General features: G+C 64.0%; 14 protein-coding genes. 6 read left to right on the top strand and 8 right to left on the bottom strand.

Annotated features, from left to right (window positions below; genetic code table 11):
- Positions 1-503 precede the first annotated feature (503 nt).
- Positions 504-1,793: an ROK family transcriptional regulator gene (locus tag RCH21_RS07260; RefSeq protein ID WP_326963814.1), complete on the top strand. Its 1,290-nt coding sequence runs from the start codon at positions 504-506 to the stop codon at positions 1,791-1,793.
- Between the two features lie 104 nt (positions 1,794-1,897).
- Here RCH21_RS07260 and RCH21_RS07255 read toward each other — a convergent pair whose 3' ends face one another.
- From RCH21_RS07255 to RCH21_RS07225, 7 genes are all read right to left on the bottom strand, one after another.
- A complete protein-coding gene (locus RCH21_RS07255; RefSeq protein ID WP_326963813.1) occupies positions 1,898-3,982 on the bottom strand; it encodes a PQQ-dependent sugar dehydrogenase in 2,085 nt (694 codons plus the stop codon).
- A gap of 387 nt (positions 3,983-4,369) precedes the next feature.
- On the bottom strand, positions 4,370-5,770 hold the full coding sequence (locus tag RCH21_RS07250; protein WP_326963812.1) for an alkaline phosphatase family protein: 1,401 nt from the start codon (positions 5,768-5,770) through the stop codon (positions 4,370-4,372).
- 37 nt (positions 5,771-5,807) lie between these two features.
- Positions 5,808-6,941, bottom strand: coding sequence for a metabolite traffic protein EboE (gene eboE, locus RCH21_RS07245; RefSeq protein ID WP_326963811.1), 1,134 nt, complete (start codon positions 6,939-6,941; stop codon positions 5,808-5,810).
- On the bottom strand, positions 6,941-7,819 hold the full coding sequence (locus RCH21_RS07240) for a TatD family hydrolase (RefSeq protein ID WP_326963810.1): 879 nt from the start codon (positions 7,817-7,819) through the stop codon (positions 6,941-6,943). Before RCH21_RS07240 ends, eboE begins: the two co-directional genes overlap by 1 nt.
- A 12-nt stretch (positions 7,820-7,831) precedes the next feature.
- Positions 7,832-9,340: an EboA domain-containing protein gene (locus RCH21_RS07235; RefSeq protein WP_326963809.1), complete on the bottom strand. Its 1,509-nt coding sequence runs from the start codon at positions 9,338-9,340 to the stop codon at positions 7,832-7,834.
- On the bottom strand, positions 9,337-10,218 hold the full coding sequence (locus RCH21_RS07230; RefSeq protein WP_326963808.1) for an SCO3242 family prenyltransferase: 882 nt from the start codon (positions 10,216-10,218) through the stop codon (positions 9,337-9,339). Before RCH21_RS07230 ends, RCH21_RS07235 begins: the two co-directional genes overlap by 4 nt.
- Positions 10,215-11,465 carry an inositol-3-phosphate synthase gene (locus RCH21_RS07225; protein WP_326963807.1) on the bottom strand — a complete coding sequence of 417 codons (1,251 nt, stop codon included), beginning with the start codon at positions 11,463-11,465 and terminating at the stop codon, positions 10,215-10,217. Before RCH21_RS07225 ends, RCH21_RS07230 begins: the two co-directional genes overlap by 4 nt.
- Before the next feature lie 731 nt (positions 11,466-12,196).
- Between RCH21_RS07225 and RCH21_RS07220 the strand changes: the two genes are divergently transcribed.
- The 4 genes from RCH21_RS07220 to RCH21_RS07205 all read left to right on the top strand — a co-directional run bounded on the left by RCH21_RS07220 (position 12,197) and on the right by RCH21_RS07205 (position 16,522).
- Entirely contained in the window at positions 12,197-13,381 is a 1,185-nt protein-coding gene (locus RCH21_RS07220; RefSeq protein WP_442784690.1) for an ROK family protein, read from the top strand.
- A gap of 369 nt (positions 13,382-13,750) precedes the next feature.
- On the top strand, positions 13,751-14,773 hold the full coding sequence (locus RCH21_RS07215) for a sugar phosphate isomerase/epimerase family protein (RefSeq protein ID WP_326963805.1): 1,023 nt from the start codon (positions 13,751-13,753) through the stop codon (positions 14,771-14,773).
- Between the two features lie 133 nt (positions 14,774-14,906).
- Complete coding sequence (gene pyrE / locus RCH21_RS07210; RefSeq protein WP_120148616.1) at positions 14,907-15,482, top strand: orotate phosphoribosyltransferase; 576 nt, start codon at positions 14,907-14,909, stop codon at positions 15,480-15,482.
- 38 nt (positions 15,483-15,520) lie between these two features.
- Positions 15,521-16,522: a thioesterase domain-containing protein gene (locus RCH21_RS07205; RefSeq protein ID WP_326963804.1), complete on the top strand. Its 1,002-nt coding sequence runs from the start codon at positions 15,521-15,523 to the stop codon at positions 16,520-16,522.
- A gap of 16 nt (positions 16,523-16,538) precedes the next feature.
- On the opposite strand, the gene RCH21_RS07200 is transcribed toward RCH21_RS07205, so the two are convergent.
- Positions 16,539-17,318 (bottom strand): HAD-IIA family hydrolase, encoded by a 780-nt coding sequence (locus RCH21_RS07200; protein ID WP_326963803.1) that lies wholly within the window; start codon positions 17,316-17,318, stop codon positions 16,539-16,541.
- Positions 17,319-17,392: 74 nt separating this feature from the next.
- Here RCH21_RS07200 and RCH21_RS07195 point away from each other — a divergent pair, with 74 nt between their 5' ends.
- The gene (locus RCH21_RS07195) at positions 17,393-18,061 is read left to right on the top strand and encodes a TrmH family RNA methyltransferase (RefSeq protein ID WP_442784683.1); all 669 of its coding nucleotides are present in this window, start codon (positions 17,393-17,395) and stop codon (positions 18,059-18,061) included.
- Positions 18,062-18,286: the final 225 nt, after the last annotated feature.

The following is an 18,286-nucleotide window of genomic DNA, read 5'->3' as shown; positions in this document are numbered from 1 at the left end:
CTACGGACTTCGACCTGGTCGATGGTGCTCTTCGACAGTTCTTCACGAACGCGAAACTGCGCGCTGTCTCAGTACGTGTGTTCACGCCAATCCCCTCGCTGATCGCATTCGCGGACATGATGCGCCCGGATACGGGACTTATCCGATCATGCTGGTCCTGCGGCTCCTCCTCCTCGGCCATGACGACGGTCGAGGAGGAGGCCCGTCCCGCAGTAAGGCCCCTGCAGGCTGACGTAATGCCTGAGGTCCTGCATGCGAGCCCCGCACGAATGCGGCTCTGTCCCGAAACAGTCCAACATCAGTCGCACCCGGTTGATCCCCGACATCTTTTGGCGCCTCCTCTGCCGTTATCATGAAGGAACTGATCCTGCTCCAAGGCAATCTGCTCGGAAGGATCTGAACCCGGGTAGAAGGGAAGACGTGATGCCTGCGGCCACATCCTCCCTCAGCGCTTCGGCCTCAGGGCGAAGTAGCGAATCTGCTGCACGTGAGGGTTCTGCGAGATGACATCCTTACCGCCCGAGCGCAGTCGGCGAATTCTTACGGGTACGAACCTCGGCAATAATCGGGATTCCACCCGCCAGCACAATCTCTCCACCGTTCTCGGGCTCGTACATTCCTTATCGGGAGTGTCCCGCTCGCAACTCACCCGGGCGACCGGGCTCAACCGCTCGACGATCGCAGCGCTCGTTGCGGAGCTCGTTCAGCTGGGTCTCGTTGTAGAAAGCGACCTGGACCAGGCGCAGCAGTACGGCCGCCCGAGCATAATGATCCAGCCGAGTCCCGGCGCGTTGGCCTTGGCCGTGAACCCCGATGTCGATGTGGTCACGGTCGCCCTTGTCTCGCTCGGCGGGCATATCGTCAACGCCGTTCGCTTTCACACCGTGCGCGCTCCGTCGGCCGCTGAGGTGGTGAATATCGTGTCCGCAATCTACGCGGGCATGCGGACCTCGCTTCCCGCACATCAACGGGTTGTCGGAGTCGGTCTTGCGATCCCTGGCTTGGTGGATCCCGTCGGCGGAACCGTCATCGATGCACCGCACCTGGGCTGGCGAGACGAGCCTCTTGCGGCCAGGCTCAGTGAGGCGCTGAAGCTTCCCGTGCTTGCAGCGAATGACGCCGTAGCGGGCGCACGAGCGCAGGCAACCTTCGGCGCCGGTTGCGGTGTGTCCGATCTTATCTATCTCTACGGCGGCGCCAGCGGCATCGGCGGTGGAGTGATCAGTGGCGGGCGCCTCATCCACGGTTCCACCGGTTTCGCTGGGCAGTTGGGCCACACGCACGTCCGTACGGGAGGGGTGCGGTGTACCTGCGGATCCAATGGATGCCTCGAAGCCGAGATCACCCGCGAAGAGCTGATCGCCGCAGTGGATCTTCCTCACGGCGAGACGGAGAACCTCGAAGAAGTCATCATGGAGCGCCTCCAGGATCAGGTTCAGTCCTCTGATCTGCGGGAAGTCATCGACCGGCAGGTCCAGGTGTTGGCTGTCGGGCTGAAGAGTGTGGTCAACCTCCTCAATCCCTCGATGGTCGTCCTGGGTGGTTTTCTGAGGATTCTCGTCCGGGCCGCCCCTGGTGCCCTCAGCGAGGCGTTGAGCACGACGGCGACCCGGGGGCCGCGCGAGAATGTGTCCATCGAGCTCGCGCCCCTAGGGGATGATTCGATTCTGGTCGGCGCTGCCGAATTGGCCTTCGAGCCGCTCATCCGTGACCCTGCCGGATTCCTGCGCCTGCGTACCGCCGTCGTAGAAGCCGTCCATAACGAGATTCCAGTGCCGGCGCAGACGGCCTGAGAGCACGAAGCAGGCCCTGCTTCAGCCTGAGCTGAAGCAGGGCCTGCTATTTTCCCCTGGGCGGAGGATCTTCAGGGCCTAGTCACCCTGCTGATCGTCGCGCATCAGTTGGTCGCCGTGAGTACCACCTCAGCGGTTCCGGTCAACGGAGCTGATGCCTGATCGCCCGCGTCGGTGTAGGTTGCGCTGAAGACGGCGGAGAGATCATCGACAGCGGGGTCGTGGCCCTCGGGCACGGTGGTGGTGATGGTACCCGTGCAACCACTGGTTGTGGTTTGCGGATGGCCGTGGGTGTGGTGACCCAGGATGTAGGTCACCTGGACCTTCGAGCAGTCAACAGGCTGGTCATCCGTCACTCGGACATCGAAGGTGACGGTATCGCCGAATTCGAAGCCCTGGCTCGCGACGGGACTGATGAACTCGACGACCGGGGCCTGGTTTCCCACTTCGATCGGCACCTCGACGGAGGAGTGGCGACCGCGGTGCTTGCCACCGAGATCGGTGACCTTCAGGCTCGCCGTGGAGGTTCCGTTCTCCTCGTACGTCCAGGTGGGGTTGGCTTCCTCGGAGTCCACGACGCCATCGGAGTTGAAATCCCACTCGTAGCGGAGCTTGTCGCCGTCCGCGTCGGTGGTGCCTTCGCTCGAGAACTGGACGGTAAGCGGTGAAGCTCCCACAGTCGGTGTGCCGGAGGCTGCAGCCACGGGGCTGTGGTTCCCATTCACGCCGATGTGGTCGATGCGGGACAGCTGCGCATCGGGGTTCTCTCCGAAGTAGCCGTCACCGTATTCAAGGACGTAGAGGGCGCCGTTGGGCCCGAATTCCATATCGATGGGATTATCGACGACCAAGGAGCGGGCCACGTTCTCGATCGAGGCGAGGTCGCCGTTGTCGACGGTCATGGCCTTGATGTAGTCGCGGGTCCACTCGTACAGGAAGGATTTACCGTCGTAGTAGGCAGGCCAGGCGACGGGTGCCTGACCACTCGTTGCCTTCGTGTCGAATTCGTAGGCTGGGCCGGCCATGGGGCCGATTCCGCCGGTTTCGAGCTGAGGGAATTCGGACGAGGCGCCGTAGCTGTACCAGACTTCTGGTTGGGCTACCGGAGGCAGCTCGCGAAGCCCGGTGTTGTTCGGCGACTCATTCACGGGTGCCGCGCAGTCGAAGGCCTTACCGGAGGTGGAGGTGGCGAAGTCGTAGTCGTTGTACGGCAGTTCTGCGGTAGCGCAGTAGGGCCAGCCATAGTTGGACGGTTCGGTGACAACAGCCCATTTTCCTGTGCCGGAGGGTCCACGGAGGGGATCCGCCGTCCTGGCATCGGGTGAGTAGTCAGCAATGAAGAGTTCGCCCGTGCTCTTGCTCAGTTCGATGCGGAATGGATTGCGCAAACCCATCACGTAGATCTCAGGTCGGGTCTGCGCTGTACCCGGCTCGAAGAGATTGCCCTCGGGGACGGTGTAGCCGCCACCGTCCTTCGGGGTGATGCGTAGCACCTTGCCGCGCAAGTCATTGGTATTGCTGGAGGTTCGCTGGGCATCGAATGCCGGGTTGCTGTTCGGACGTTCATCAAGGGGCGTGAAACCGCCCGACGAGAACGGATTGGTGTCATCACCGGTCGAGAGGTAGAGATCGCCCTGGGCGTCGAAGACGATGTCACCGCCGACATGGCAGCAGATGCCCCGGTCCACGGGAACCTCGAGGATCTCCTGCTCGCTGGCGAGGTCGATGGTGGTGCCGTCGAACTTGAAGCGGGAAAGAGTGAGGGAACCCTTGAACTTCTCGAAGTCCGCCGCCGTGCCCGTGGTAGGTGCATCACCCTCGTTGACCCCTGTGGTCGAGGGGTCATCGACCGGAGTGTCCTGTGGCGGTGAGTAGTACAGGTAGACCCAATTGTTGCCCTTGGTCCCGAATTCGGGGTCGAGCGCGACGCTCTGCAGGCCCTCTTCGTCATGCTGATAGACATCGAGTGTTGCGGCAAGGCTATTGAGTCCGGTCTTTGCATCGTTGAGCCAGACCTCGCCACCACGTGTGGTGTGCAGAACATTCTCGTTGGGAAGTACCGCGAGATCCACAGGCTCGCCCGGACCGTCGTTGAGTGTTACTTTCTGGAAGCTCGTGTCCGCCGGCGCGGCTTCCGCCGGGGCGCTGGGCTCGGCCACCGCCGGGGTGACGGCAAAGGACGTTGCCATGAGTGCTGCCATCGCCAGCCCGGCGCCTACTCGGACTGAGCGTCTCTCTGAAAAGCTGGTGGCTCTGCTGCGGCGCACCGGAGCTTTCGCTACCTCGTGTCGATTGACTGTCATCATCCACTCTTTTCTCGTCATTGAGGACCCGGACCAGCCGGACTCGAGTCACCTGAAACGCTAGTAGAAGGTCACTTAATTAGCTAGTGGTCTGACAAAACAAAGTGCTTCAATTACGCCTCAGATATTTGGGCAGCAGGAAACGACCCCCGGCTTTAAAGGGCCTAGTCCCCTTTGCACTGCCACAGACTTTTGTTGCGCGATTATCTAAAACACACGAGGAGGGGTGGGTCCGCCGTACTCATCAATCCGATGCACGGTCGAATGTTCGCGCTATACCTCAAATCCCTGTGTCTGGAGCACAAGGCCCTTCACAGCGGCGGCAGGGACCTGCCGACCGCTGCCGAGGAGGGCCTCCACCAGAGGGGGGACTCGATGATCCGAACCGATGATCAGTGGCCTGCCGTCCGGGGACTCAGGTAGTCGTCCGTGAGTTCCGCGTACACATGTCGGATCAAGGGGGACCGTGCTCATGGCGTATCGCAGGCCCATTTTTTTCTTGGCCAGATTCATTCCTGCTTTTGCCTTCGCCAACCTGTCCGCTGGATTGAAGAACAACTCAGCGGGGTCGTAGCCGGGCTTGCGGTGGATATCAACGCCTCGCGCGTATTCCGGCGCACGATCATCGTCGAGCCAGAAGTAGTAGGTGAACCAGGCGCCGGGCTCGGCGATGACGATGAGTTCCCCGGACCTTTCATGATCGAGGCCGTGGCGTGCCTGTGCCTCCCGGTCGAGGACCTCGTCCACGCCGTCGATGCCGCGAAGAATAGCGGCGACCCGCTTGAGGTGAGCTGGATCCGACACATAGACGTGGGCTACCTGGTGGTCGGCGACAGCAAAGGCGCGGGAGGTCCACGGATCGAGTTGTTCCCTGCCGCCCTGGACGTAGACCTCGAGCAACCCCTCCCGCCGCAGAACACGATTGATGTCCACCGGGGTGTGTGCTTCTTCGATCCCGTACTCGGCCACCGCGATCACCGTGTGGTTCTGCGCCTCGGCGTCGTCCAGCAGGGGTGCGAGCGCGCTGTCGAGCTCGGCAGCTGCATGGGCAGCCTGCGGCGAGTCGGGCCCGAACCGTTGCAGGTCGTAGTCCAGGTGCGGCAGGTAGGCCATCAGTAGCTCTGGTGCCTGTGTGCGCATGACGTGCCTGGTGGAGTTGACGATCCATTGACTCGACGCGATGGACGCCGTAGGACCCCAGTACTGGAAGAGCGGGAAGTCGCCGTAGTGGGCCACCAGCTCGTCGTGCAGTTCCGCCGGGCGCACGTAGGCATCGGGAGACTTGCGGCCGTCCGCATGATAGATGGGTCGGGGTGTCACCGTCAGATCGGTGGACATTCCCATGGCGTACCACCAACAGATGTTTCCAGCACGGTATGTCGGATCCTGCCGGCGGGCGGTCTCCCAGATCTTCTCACCGCTGAGGAGCCTGTTGTGCTGACGCCAGAAGGAAATATCCCCGAGTTCCCTGAAGTACCACCCGTTTCCCACGATCCCGTGCTGCGCCGGGGCCAGGCCGGTCAGCATCGTGGACTGGACGGTGCAGGTCACGGCAGGCAGCACGGTGGCCAGTTCCGAGGACCATCCCTGTGCGGCCAGCCGGGAGAGACGAGGCATCCGGCTCAGTGCCTTGGCAGTCAGGCCGACGACGTTCAACAGCAGTACGGGTTTCACGGTTTTCCTTGCATCGGGCTGTCAGTGGTGCGCGGCATCAACAGTTCTGGAGTGACGGCTGGGTAGGAGACAGGTTCGACCCTGCCCACGCGATCTCAGCTGCAATCCCGTCAGCGATACCCACCGACGCGCCGGGCAGCACGCTCCAGGTATAGGTCTCGATGTCAAGGTGTACCTCAGGCCCATAGGGCAACTGGCCGACCTCGGCCACGGTCCGCACCAGCACGTCCACGGTGGTTCTCAGTGGGGCGGACGGCACGTGGTGGAGTGGGACATGGAAGTGGACCCGCCACGCATTCTCCCCCGGCAGGTCGGTGAGTGCTTCCGGGAGATCGTCGGCAGCCAGGACACCGGTGGGCTGCAGCTCCCGCACCTGGTGGAGATAACGCGGCTCGACGAATCCCTCCAGAGCCTCCCGGGCTGCCGGATCGGAGGGGTCGGTGACGTGCAGGGCGGCTGAGGCCTGCACCTTCACTACCCGCAGGCCTGCCGCGTCGATCTCCTTCACGGCGTCGGCAGGGTCTGCGAAGGAGACGGCGAGGTGGCAGGTGTCCACGCACAGCCCTATGAATTCGGGATCGATACCCCGGTGGATTCGATCTCCCAGCCACCCGACGACGTCAGCGACCGTGTCCAGGACACACCCCGGCTCCGGTTCGACGGCGACGCGGACAGTTCTCCCCGTGCGCTCGCGGAGATCCCGCAATCGAGAGCTGAGCTCGGCGAATGCGGCAGTGGCGTCATCGTCGTCCTGCCGCGTCCAGGGCTCACGCCACGCAAGAGGCAGGGTGGAGATCGAACCGGCGGTGTCCTCCGGCAGCAACGCCGCGAGCACCTCGGCGCAGTCCAGGGTGTAGTCCAGCCGCTCGCGCTCCGCCCAGGTGGGTTTATAGACCTCGAGTTTGACCACCTCGTTGTGGAAGCCGCCGAAGGGGAATGCGTTGATGGTGTGTAGCTGCAGGCCTTCAGCGCTGAGGACATCGTGGAGAGCGGCCCGGTCCTCGGCGCTGCCGGCCAGCTGGGCGGCCAGTTCGGCAGGTAGCCACAGTCCGACGCCGAGAGTGTCCAGGCCTGCGGTGCGGCGGATCGGCCCCGAGTACTCGTGGAGTTGCCGGATCACGCCGTCGAGGTCCTCGGCTGGATGGACGTTGGTGCAGTAGGAGAGCAGCATCAGGCGCGAGCACCCCTGAGAATCGAATTGCCCTCGAAACCCGCCGTAGCGTCCAGCGGCCCAGCCTCATCGAACCCCGGAATCGGACCGAGGATCAGCTGTCCGCTTTGTCCATAGAACTCCACAGGGTTGCGCCACAGGACCTGGTCGACGTCGTCGCTCGTGAAGCCGGCCGCGAGCATGGCATTGGCGGTACTGAAGGTCTTCAGCGGGTCGGACCTGCCCCAGTCAGCAGCGGAGTTGACCAGCACCCTTTCGGTCCCGTACCGGGCGAGGATGGCAACCATGCGCTGCTCGTCCATCTTCGTGTCCGGGTAGATGGAAAATCCCATCCAGGCTCCCGCGTTCTTCACCAGTTCCACATTCGTCTCGTTCAGGTGGTCGACGACGACCATCCCGGGAGCGACTCCCGACTCGCGCACGACGTCGAGGGTGCGGTAGGTGCCGGCGAGCTTCTCCCTGTGCGGGGTGTGCACCATCACCGGCAGTGAGAACTCGAGAGCGAGTTCCAACTGCCGGCTGAATGCCTCGTCCTCGGCGGCAGTCATGGAGTCGTAGCCGATCTCACCAACGGCAACGACGCCTTCCTTGATGAGGTAGCGGGGCAACTCTTCCAGAATGGGAACGCACCTGGGATCGTTCGCCTCCTTGGGGTTGAGGGCGATCGTGGCGTGATGCCGAATACCGAACTGGGCGGCACGAAACCTCTCCCAACCCAGTAGTGAGTCGAAGTAGTCGATGAAGGAACCCACGTTGGTGCGGGGCTGCCCCGACCAGAAAGCAGGCTCCACAAGGGCACGCACCCCACTGGCGTACATGGCTGCGTAGTCATCGGTGGTGCGGCTTGTCATGTGGATGTGCGGGTCGAAGAGGCGCATAGGTGGCTTCCCTTAGGACGAAGTCGAGTAGCTGGAGGAGGCTTGCAGGATCAGCTGGACGTCATCCGGGACAGGTCTCCCTGCGGCGGTGCGTTCGGCGGCGAAGTCGCTCGCCATCCGGGCGAGTTCGTCGTCGGCCCGTTCCGTAAGATGGGCGACGGCCTGGAGACTGATTCCCATGAAGACCAGCTTCAGAACGGCATGGCGCCAGCTGTGCTGGTCCAGATAGGTGGCCGCGAACGGACCGACGGCAGCAGCAACGACACCGCTTTCATTGGTCCGTAGGGCCTCGTTCGTCAGGCGCAGGCCTACGGACACGACGGCGTCGGGAAGTTCCTGCGAGCCTGTGGACAACGCTCCTAATCCCCTGAGTACCCCACGGCGTTCCGCTGAGTCGCCGTCGCCATAGAGCGTCAGCAAGGCCTGAGCCAGTTCATCTAGCGGGAGGACATCCCCCAGTCGACCGATCAACTGGCCCCTCAGGTGGTCACATGCGGTGCCGAAGAGAACACCGGTCGGATCGTTATCCGGACGTATCGGACCGCGGCCGACGTGGCGACGGGCCAAGGTGAAAATCGTGGAAAGGGTGCCGGTTCCTGTGGCGATCGCCGTCGCGCTCTCCTGCAGCCACCGTCCGTTCTCCCCGATCCTCCCTGCGTCGTGCCAGCCGGCGCGAAGGGCATGAATGCTCCGTGCCGCCAGTCCCGGAGCGTCGTACGAGTGTCGAGGTAGCTCTACAGCGGCCACGCCGCGGTAGTCCAATTCGGCCAGGGTAGCGAGTGCCAGGGGCAGGTCCACATCTCCTTCGCCGAACGGGAGGTGTTCGTGGGCATGGGGCCGCATATCGTCCAGTTGCACGTTGGCCAGTAGAGGGCCTGCCAAGAGAAGGGCGCCACGCACACCGTCCGGCTCGACCACGACACAGTGCCCGATGTCCACCGTCACCCGCAGGTTGCGAGGATTCCCCAGTTCCGCCCGAAGACGCAGCACGTCGGAAACCGTTTCCACCACCATGCCTGGTTCAGGTTCGACGGCGAGGAGAACCTCCTTGTCGCGGGCGTATTCGACGATCTCCGCGACGCGTGAGGTGAGCCGCTGCCACCCCACTTCCGCGGTGGTTCCCTCCGGCAGAACGCCGGAGAAGAAGGACACGCATTCTGCCTGCAGGGCTGCTGCGATGTCGATAGCACGGCGGAGGAATACCACGCGGGTTGTTGCCTCGTCATCCACCAGTGCAGGCCGGTGCTTGTGGCGGGGATCGAGCAGGAATCGAGTGCCTGTCTCGATCACGACACGAAGCCCCAGTTCGTCGAGCAGGCGTCGTAATGACTGCAACTGGTCGCCCAGGTCCTCGGCGTAAGGGTCCAGGTGTGGGTGGCCCAGAGTCAGTGCCACGGCGTCGTATCCCTGCTCGGCTATCAGTCCAAGCGCCACAGGCAGGGGATGGTCGGCGAATCCGTTGGTGCCGTACCCAAGGCTGAAGGGCATCGTCGACGTCGAGGTGAGGGCTGATACCGTCATGACTCGCTTATCCTTGAGCCTCTGGGACGGGACCGCAGAATCTTACCGACCAGATCGATGGAGGCAATCACTACTCCAGCGGCAACATTCCCATGGCGAAGCGTGAGTGCTGCCTGCAGGGGGACCATCGCCCGAATTCCTGCCTTCGTTGCCTCGAGTGCGTTGCCAGCCACCGGTTCTCGTGCAGCGCGGGCCTGGGCCGGCATGCACCGCGCCGCGTAGGTGGCCGCCGCCGCAAGTACGGCAAGCGTTCGACTGCGGGGTCCGAGGGTGCCGGCTACGACTGCTCCGGCAAGGAGCCCGGTGCTGGCAGCGGCGCTGGAAGCTATGACCGTCGTTGTTCCTTCGACTTCACCGCGCGACAGGAGGGTGACGGCAATCGTGTGTCCTCCCATGATGCCTGCGGCGGCGAGTGCGGGGCGTAGGTGCCCGAAGCCGGCGCCCATGAGGACGTCGAGGGCGCGGCACGTCCCCATAGTGATCGCGCCGGGCACTGCGTAGTTCTTCGCCAGGAGGTCGTAGGTCCAGATCGAGGTGGCGAGAGGGATTGCCAGTGCGAACGCCCGCCTGCCTCCACCGGTGGCGCTGAGAGCGAGCCCGGCAAGGGTGAGGGTCGAGGCCGCACAGAGGGCGGCACGGGCGCTGATCCTCCCGGACGGAATCGGCCGTTCCGGGCGCTCGTCCGCATCGGTGCCGCGGTCGGAGTAGTCGTTCAGCGCCATGCCGCCCGCATAGAGGCAGGCACTCGCAAGAGGGAGTGCGATCCGGCGACCGCTGAGCATGTGCCCGGCCGCGGACCCACCCGCGAGGGTGTCGCCGAAGACGGTGAGAATGGCCGGGGCCCGGACCAGTTCAAGATAATCGTTGACGTGGCTCATTGCTGATCGACGATTCCCGTGCCGGCTGCCGTCGATGAGCTCATGGTCTGCGCCCATTCCACGAGGATGTCGGTCTGGCGGGAGAAGGAGTGCTCATTACTTCCCCACGGATCCTTGAAGAAGAACCCGAGAGCGCTTACATGGCCCTTCTCGCCGGAGACGTGGGCGAGGGCCATCAGCCGCGAGAGGTCGAGCACCATAGGAGCGGCGAGCATCGAGTCGAAGGCTGTCCAGGTTGTCTGGAGGGTGAGACGGGAACCGAGGAAACCTTCGATGTTGATGTGGTCCCACGCGACTTTCGTCTCGCCCAGATCCTGGACGTTGTCGATGTGCAGTGGGGTGGCGGCACCTCCGGTCAACTCCCGTAGTCCGCGGTTCTTGGACTGAAGTTTCCCCGAAACTGCTCGCGGGTCCGCGAGGGTGGCGCCATCACCACCGCCGAGCAGGTTGGTTCCCGCCCAGGACAGGACGCGGAGCCCGCGCGCGGATAGGGCCGGTGCCACGACGGAACGCAGCCAGGTTTGTCCCGTCTTGCCGTCCTGCCCCGCGGTCGGAACTCCTGAGCCGACGGCAAGTTCGTACAGTGCAGGCACATTAAGAGCGGTGGAGGGAGTGAAACAGACGTAGGGCGAGCCGGCCAGGACGGCGGCGTAGGCGCTGATGGAGCTAGGAGGCAGAACAGAGCGTGACGGGTCTTCCAACGCGGCCAGGAGCATATCGATGTCCGTGAATTCAGGGAGGGTTTCCACGGGCGCTTCGGTGGAGGCCACATCGAGGACGATGACACGGTTCAGGCCGTGGGAGATTCTGAAGTCGGAGATGTCCGAGGCGAGGCGACGCGCTGCCTCAGCTTGTGATTCTGATTCCTGCCGAGGATCGTAACCGGGCCGAACGCGCTGGTCGGCTTCCACGAGCTGGGATCGGACGGACTCGAAGAGGTGTAGGGGTAGCATGCCCGATTCGACGAGTGCCTCGGCGCGCTTCGCCATCGAGACATCACTGATGTCATGGCCGCCCACCACGAAGTCGGCGAACCGAGGAAGATCGACCCCGTCGAACACCGCCTGTTCCGTGACGCATCCGGTGGCGTCAGCGAAGCCGGCTGATATAGCAGCGAGTCCCATCGTGGCCGTCGTCGCCACGGAGCCCCGTGCGCCGATGAGCCAGATACCCGTCTTGCCGTAGTCGTGGGAGGTCGGACCTGCGCTCATGGTTGCGCTTCGTACCGCTTTGGCTGCTGTAGCCACGTCAGTTTCCTTTCAATGTGCTGTGGAGCTTGGCGCACGAGTGTTCGAGACATGGTCGGGAGCATTGGGATGGGTCCTCCGGCTGGCGTAGAGGACATCGGTTGGCACGTGGGCGGCTCCCGAGGGCTGAACGGTCGGGAGGTGCAGGTCAGGGAGCTGGAGCTGTCCTCGACGGATGCGGAGGTGGTGAGGGGCGCACTCCTGATCCACCGCGAAATGCTGCTCGGAGCCGTGCGGTCCGAAGGATCGGTGTCCAGTCGACTTCACCTTCGCCGACATCAGTCCGGATCACGCGCGGGTCACCCTCGAGGAACCCTGATGTGAAATGCAGGAGCTCGACCCCTTCGCGCGAACAAAGGGTGCAAGTGTGAGACCTCGATCAAAACTTCCTCCTTGAAGTGATGCCGCGTCTCTGGCGGGCTGATCGCCTGAGCTGGTGAAGAACACCATGGTCACCCGTGAGACGCCGATCACAACGAACCTAACACGGCTAATAGCGACGAACAACGGATGTCCGCATCCGGACCGCCATATCTAGGGATCGGCGATGAGCAGTTCAGTCGACACTTGAAGGGCTTATGTGAAGTCCGCACCGCTCTTACTTCGAAGCGCCCCCGCCATCGCGAGTGAGGCAATTAGCACGAGATCCCGCGAAGTTCGCTCCCGCTGTTGACTGTGAAAACTGTCGTCGGTTTCGTCGATCCATATGCTCTAATTGCACGGTGACTGACATAAGTAGCTTCGACGGTCTTGCCTCTTCTGGAGCAAGCGAGTTGTTCCAGATCCTCAGAGACGGCCGGCCCCGGACCAGATCCGAACTCGCCGAGCAGATGGGGCTCGCACGGTCGACGGTCACCCTTCGCATCGAGGCGCTCATGGAACTGGGACTCGTGGGCTTCGTCAATGACGCCGTGTCCACCGGCGGCCGTCCTTCTTCTCGGATCGCGCTCAAGGCTGGAAGCAAGGTAGTTCTCGGTGTCGACATCGGCGCATCCCATTTGCAGGTAGCGGTCACCGACCTCACGGGGCATATTCTTCAACAGAGTGCGCGCTCCATCGAGATCACTCAGGGTCCGGATGTAGTGCTTCAAGCCGTTGTCGAACTCGGCAGCAAGCTCCTCATAGACTCCGGTCGAGTTCTGACTGACCTCTTGGCTATCGGGATAGGGGTGCCCGGCCCGGTGGAACACCGTACCGGCAGGCCGATCAACCCGCCCATCATGCCCGGCTGGAACGGCTACGACGTTCCAGGGTACCTACAGCGCCATTTTCACGTTCCGGTACTGGTGGACAATGACGTCAACATCATGGCGCTCGGCGAGCGCAATGTCGCCTGGCCGAAGGTCGACAACCTCGTCTTCGTGAAGGTTGCCACGGGAATCGGCGCGGGCATCGTCTCCAGCGGCATGTTGCAGCGGGGAGCGGACGGCGTAGCCGGCGATATAGGGCACATCCGCGTGCATGGCGGCACCGGGGTCCCCTGTCACTGCGGGAACCAGGACTGCCTTGAAGCAGTTGCCTCGGGGCCGGCTGTGGCGTCCAAGCTACGTGGTCTGGGACTGGAGGCGAGCACCGGTGAGGACGTTGTCCGGTTGGTGGGGGAAGGCAGCACAGGAGCCATCCACGCGGTGCGCCAGGCGGGGAGGGACGTAGGCGAGGTGCTGTCCGCCTGTGTCAGTCTCATCAACCCTTCCGTCATCGTCATCGGCGGCTCCATGGCGCTGACCGGGGAGCAGTTCATCGCGGGTATCCGGGAAATGGTCTACTCACGGACCATTCCGCTGGCGACTCAGCATCTCCAGATCGTCCAATCCAGTTCAGGGCCGAATGCGGGGGTACTCGGCGCGAGCATGCTTGCTATTCATCACGCGATGTCCCCGCATCGCATTGATGCCATGGTCCTCGGTCTCTCCTGATGGATAGCAGATTCTCCGGAGCTTTTTGCGGCCAACTGGCTACTTTTGCTTGACAGACAGCAAAAGCCCGCCCTAGCCTCGAGACACGGATCTGGTCTCGCCCAATACTGAAAAAACGCGGGGTTGCCGCGGAGGACGTAGAAGGTAGGGGCGGGCGGCACGCTGGGGCCCGCTCGCAGTGCAACCAAGCCGTATGCCAATGTCCATTCGTGCAACAAGAAACGCAACACCGCGCTATAGACACCCCGTCTTGTCGGCTCAGGGTCGATCAACCGCGATACCGACGACGAAGCTGTCGTTGACCATCGCGCACGATCGTCGAGGATGGCCGAAGCAGGTCTCCACAGCTTGAGTCGTACGTATTCCCTCATGACCGCTGCGTTGCAGCTCCACATGCTGTCCGGGACCAACGACGGTCCCGACAGTATTCTCGCCAGAAAGGCAAAACACATGTGCTTCGGATTCGATGCCAAAGGTGCCCTCCGCCAATCACTCGAGCAGAAGGGATTCGATCGGCGTAACTTCCTCCGGGGAGCCGTCGCGGCAGGCGTAGGTGCTGGGCTCGCCGGTGTCGGCGGAACCGCTGCCATGGCGGCCCCGGTCGGCAAGGCTGCCGGGCAGCGGGTTCCGCCCGGCCTCATCAGCATCCAGCTCTATACGCTGCGCTCGATCATGTCCGGTGCGGGGGTGGACAGCACGTTCCAGAAGCTTGCCGACTACGGCTACACGAAGGTCGAGCTCGCCGGTTTGTACGGTCGCACCGCCGAGTCGATGCGGTCCACCCTCGACTCGTTGGGTATCACCCCCTCGTCCAGCCACGACGGGATCAGCGCCACCCCGGCGGCCCTGCAAACCAAGATCGCCAACGCGGCCGTCCTGGGCCAGACCTACATGAACGTGCCCTACCTCGCCTCGACCAAGGGCGACGACTGGCGCCTCTGGGCCGACCAGATGAATGTGGAGGCCGCTGCTGCGAGCGATGCCGGCCTGAAGTACGGCTACCACAACCACGCCCACGAGTTCACCACGGTCCTCGAGGACGGTCTCACGCCATGGGAGATCTTCACGACCCGGCTCGACCCGACGCTCGTCCACCTCGAGGTGGACCTCTACTGGGCGGTGACCGGCGGTGTCGGCGTCGGCGCGGCGGATCCGATCCAGTTCGCCATCGACACCATCCAGCAGGCGCCGCAGAAGGTCCTGCAGTACCACGTGAAGGACCGTGACACTGCCGGCGGTTTCGCGGATCTCGGTACCGGAAAGATCGACTTCGGCCGAATCTTCGAAGCGCACAAGCCGAAGGAGTACATCGTCGAGAACGATCAGCCGGACGTGACGCCCCTGCAGACCGCGGAAGTGGGCTACAACTACCTGCGGGCCCTGCGCTACTAGCCGGAGGAAATCCACAGCGTGAGGAGAGCCGGGCCCGCACTTGTGTGTGGGCCCGGCTCTTGCCACGAACAGGCCTGATCAGCTCCAGCCCTGTGGGATCGGGCATCCCTGCCGCCCCTACTAAGCTGGTCGCATGACCGCCGAGACCTCCGCGCAGACCACCGACCGCTCCCGGCTCCTCGAGCTCATCAAGGAACTCGCCGTGGTGCACGAGCGCGTCACGCTCTCCAGCGGCGTAGAGGCGGACTACTACATCGACCTCCGCCGCATCACGCTCCACCACGAGGCCTCCGTGCTCGTGGGACGCGTCATGCTGCAACTGCTCGACGACGCCGGTATCGCCTTCGAGGCGGCCGGCGGTCTGACGATGGGTGCCGACCCCGTCGGGACCGCGGTCATGCATGCGGCGTCCGGGGCTGGACGCCCCATCGACGCCTTCGTGGTCCGCAAGACGCAGAAAACCCATGGGATGGGCCGCCAGGTCGAGGGGCCGGACGTCTCGGGACGCCCCGTCGTCGTGCTCGAGGACACCTCGACCACGGGTGGCTCCGCGCTGACCGCAGTCGAGGGCGTGCGCCGCGCAGGCGGCGATGTCCAGGCCGTCGCGGTCATCGTCGACCGCAGCACCGGGTCGAAGGAGCGCATCGAGTCCGAAGCCGGGGTGCCGTACCTCTTCGCCTTCGGCAAGGATGAGCTGGGCCTCGACTGACGGGCACGCAGCGCAGGGCAGGCAGGACGAAACGACGCGTGGCGAACGATGACGCCCGAACACTGCAGCGGGCGCTGGAGTTCCGCGAATCCTCCCGCCGGTCCTTCCTGATCGGCTCGGCGGCTGCGGCAGTGGTGACCACGGACCTCGCTTTCACGCGCGTCATCCAGTCACAGCGCGAGCAGACGCGGATCCTGCCGCTCGATGACGACGACGCCCGCGCCCGGTTCCCCAACGACCGCTGGGTGCTCTTTCCCGGGTACAAGACCAGTTGGGAGGAGGGGCTATGGATTCTCAACTCGCTGCGTCCGGCTCTGTCGAAGCGTGCGCAGATGGCCGTCATGGGCTACTCGAACCGTGGCCTCGACATCAACAACGTCGTCGCCACGATGAACCGCTACGTGGACAACTTCCGGCTCGAGAAGCTGTACTTCTACGGCCACAGCTTCGGCGGCATGGTCGCGGTCGAGGTGGCTGCCCGCCTCCGTGACCGCGGCATCCCCGTGGAGCTGGTCCTGCTCGACTCGTCCCCGTCCAGCCGTTACGACGTGCTGGACCAGCGGATGTTCGATGGCGTCGTGCTGCTGTACGAGGCCGGCGTGCGCGTGCCGATCAGCGTTCGCGGCACCTACGAACTCGGTGAACGGATAGTCCACAAGAACGAGCGGACGTGGAGCCAGGTCGTCGATCAGACGCTCGAGCAACTCTCGCCGTTGGCGCCGAGCAGCGAACTCATCCAGTCGGAATCCTCGTACATCTACCACTTCGACGTCACCCGCTTCCGGCTGTCGCTCGGCGATACGAGGGTGGTCTTCGCCGGGAACGCGAACGACGGCGTCGTCGACTATGCGAGGGCGCGTTCCGGCTGGGCGCGGGAACTGCCCGACAACATGGTCCCCGTCGACTACGTGACGGACGGTGCGTTGCCTGCCCATGCGAGTCCGCAGTGGAATCCGGGGATATATCAGGACGTCGTGGCGACGGTCCAGCGCGAGTTCGTCCCGGTACCGCGGGGCGGCGGCTGGAAACGCTACTTCTAGGCCCGGACCGGTCGGCTCACACCTGATCGATCAGGTCCGCCACCGAGTTGCAGATCTGCGCCGGGCGGAACGGGTAGGCATCGATGTCCTCCGCCTGGGTGATGCCGCTGAGCACCAGGACCGTGTGCAATCCGGCCTCCATGCCCGCGATGATGTCGGTGTCCATGCGGTCGCCGATCATGGCTGTGGTCTCCGAATGCGCGTCGATCTGGTTCATCGCCGAGCGGAACATCATGGGGTTGGGTTTGCCGACGATGTAGGGGTCACGGCTCGTCGCCGCAGTGATCATGGCGGCGATCGCCCCCGTCGCGGGAAGGGGGCCCTCCTTCGAGGGGCCGGTGACGTCCGGGTTGGTCGCGATGAAGCGCGCTCCTTCGAGGATCAGGCGGACAGCCTTGGTGATCGCCTCGAACGAGTAGGTGCGGGTCTCGCCCAGCACCACGTAGTCGGGATTCGTGTCCGTGAGGACGAAGCCGGCCTCGTGCAGCGCCGTCGTGAGCCCTGCCTCGCCGATGACGTAGGCGCGGCCTCCCGGCAGCTGGTCACGGAGGAACTGCGCCGTGGCCAGCGCCGATGTCCACAGGTTCTCCTCCGGGATCTCCAGCCCGGACGCCTTCAGGCGCGCGGCGAGGTCTCGCGGCGTGTAGATCGAATTGTTGGTCAGGACGAGGAATCGCTTCGACGTGGCCACCCACCGTTCGATCAGCTCGGCTGCGCCCGGAATGGCCTGATTCTCGTGCACCAGCACGCCGTCCATGTCGGTGAGCCAGCACTCGATGTGTTCGTTCTCGCGCATGGATGTCCTTTCAGAGGGTGGAGCTGACCTACGTGGGCCAGTCTTGCATCTTTGCCGCCGACTACGCTGGGACCGTGAGAGAAACACTGTCGGAACCCGTCGACGCCGCAGCGCCGGACGAGGCGCCCGGGACACCCGCCGTCGGCGTCGGACCCTGGGAGGGTGAGTGGCCCGACGGCGATCACTGGGACCGGGGCTTGCTGGCCTCCGGTGACACCCGGAACGTCGTCGATGCCTACCGCTACTGGACGCACGAGGCGATCGTCGCGGACCTCGACGAACGGCGCCACGGTTTCCACGTGGCCATCGAGAACTGGCAGCACGACCTCAATATCGGCTCCGTGGTGCGGACGGCGAACGCCTTCCTGGCGAGGGAGGTCCACATCATCGGGCGACGGCGGTGGAACCGGCGCGGCGCCATGGTCACCGACCGCTACCAGCACGTGCGTCACCACCCCACCGTCGCCGACTTCACCGCCTGGGCCGCAGCTGAGGGCCTGGCCGTGATCGGGATCGACAACTTCCCCGATTCCGTACCCCTCGAGACCTTCGAGCTGCCCGAGAAGTGCGTGCTGGTGTTCGGGCAGGAGGGACCCGGCCTCACGCCCGAGGTGCACGAGGCGGCCGAGGCGACCCTCTCGATCGCTCAGTTCGGCTCGACGCGCTCCATCAACGCCTCGGCTGCCGCTGCCATCGCGATGCACGGCTGGGTGCGGCGGCACGTGTTCGGCCAGCACGCCTGATCGAAGGCCGTCGGCGCCTGATCGAAGACCGCCGGCGTGCGCCGTCGTCATGAGCACCGACGTCCCCTGCGTCCGGGAGGTCCGCTCGCTAGGATGAGGAGCAAAGCACTCACCACCACTAAGGAGTCCCCAGTATGCCTATTGCCAGCCCTGATGTTTATGCCGAGATGATTGATCGTGCGAAGGCGGGCGGTTTTGCGTTTCCTGCGGTGAATGTGACGTCGT

It is taken from the genome of Arthrobacter sp. PL16 (genome assembly GCF_035985055.1).
In the GTDB taxonomy this organism is placed as follows: Bacteria; Actinomycetota; Actinomycetes; order Actinomycetales; family Micrococcaceae; genus Arthrobacter_D; species Arthrobacter_D cheniae.
This window is presented reverse-complemented; position numbering and strand designations above follow the sequence as displayed.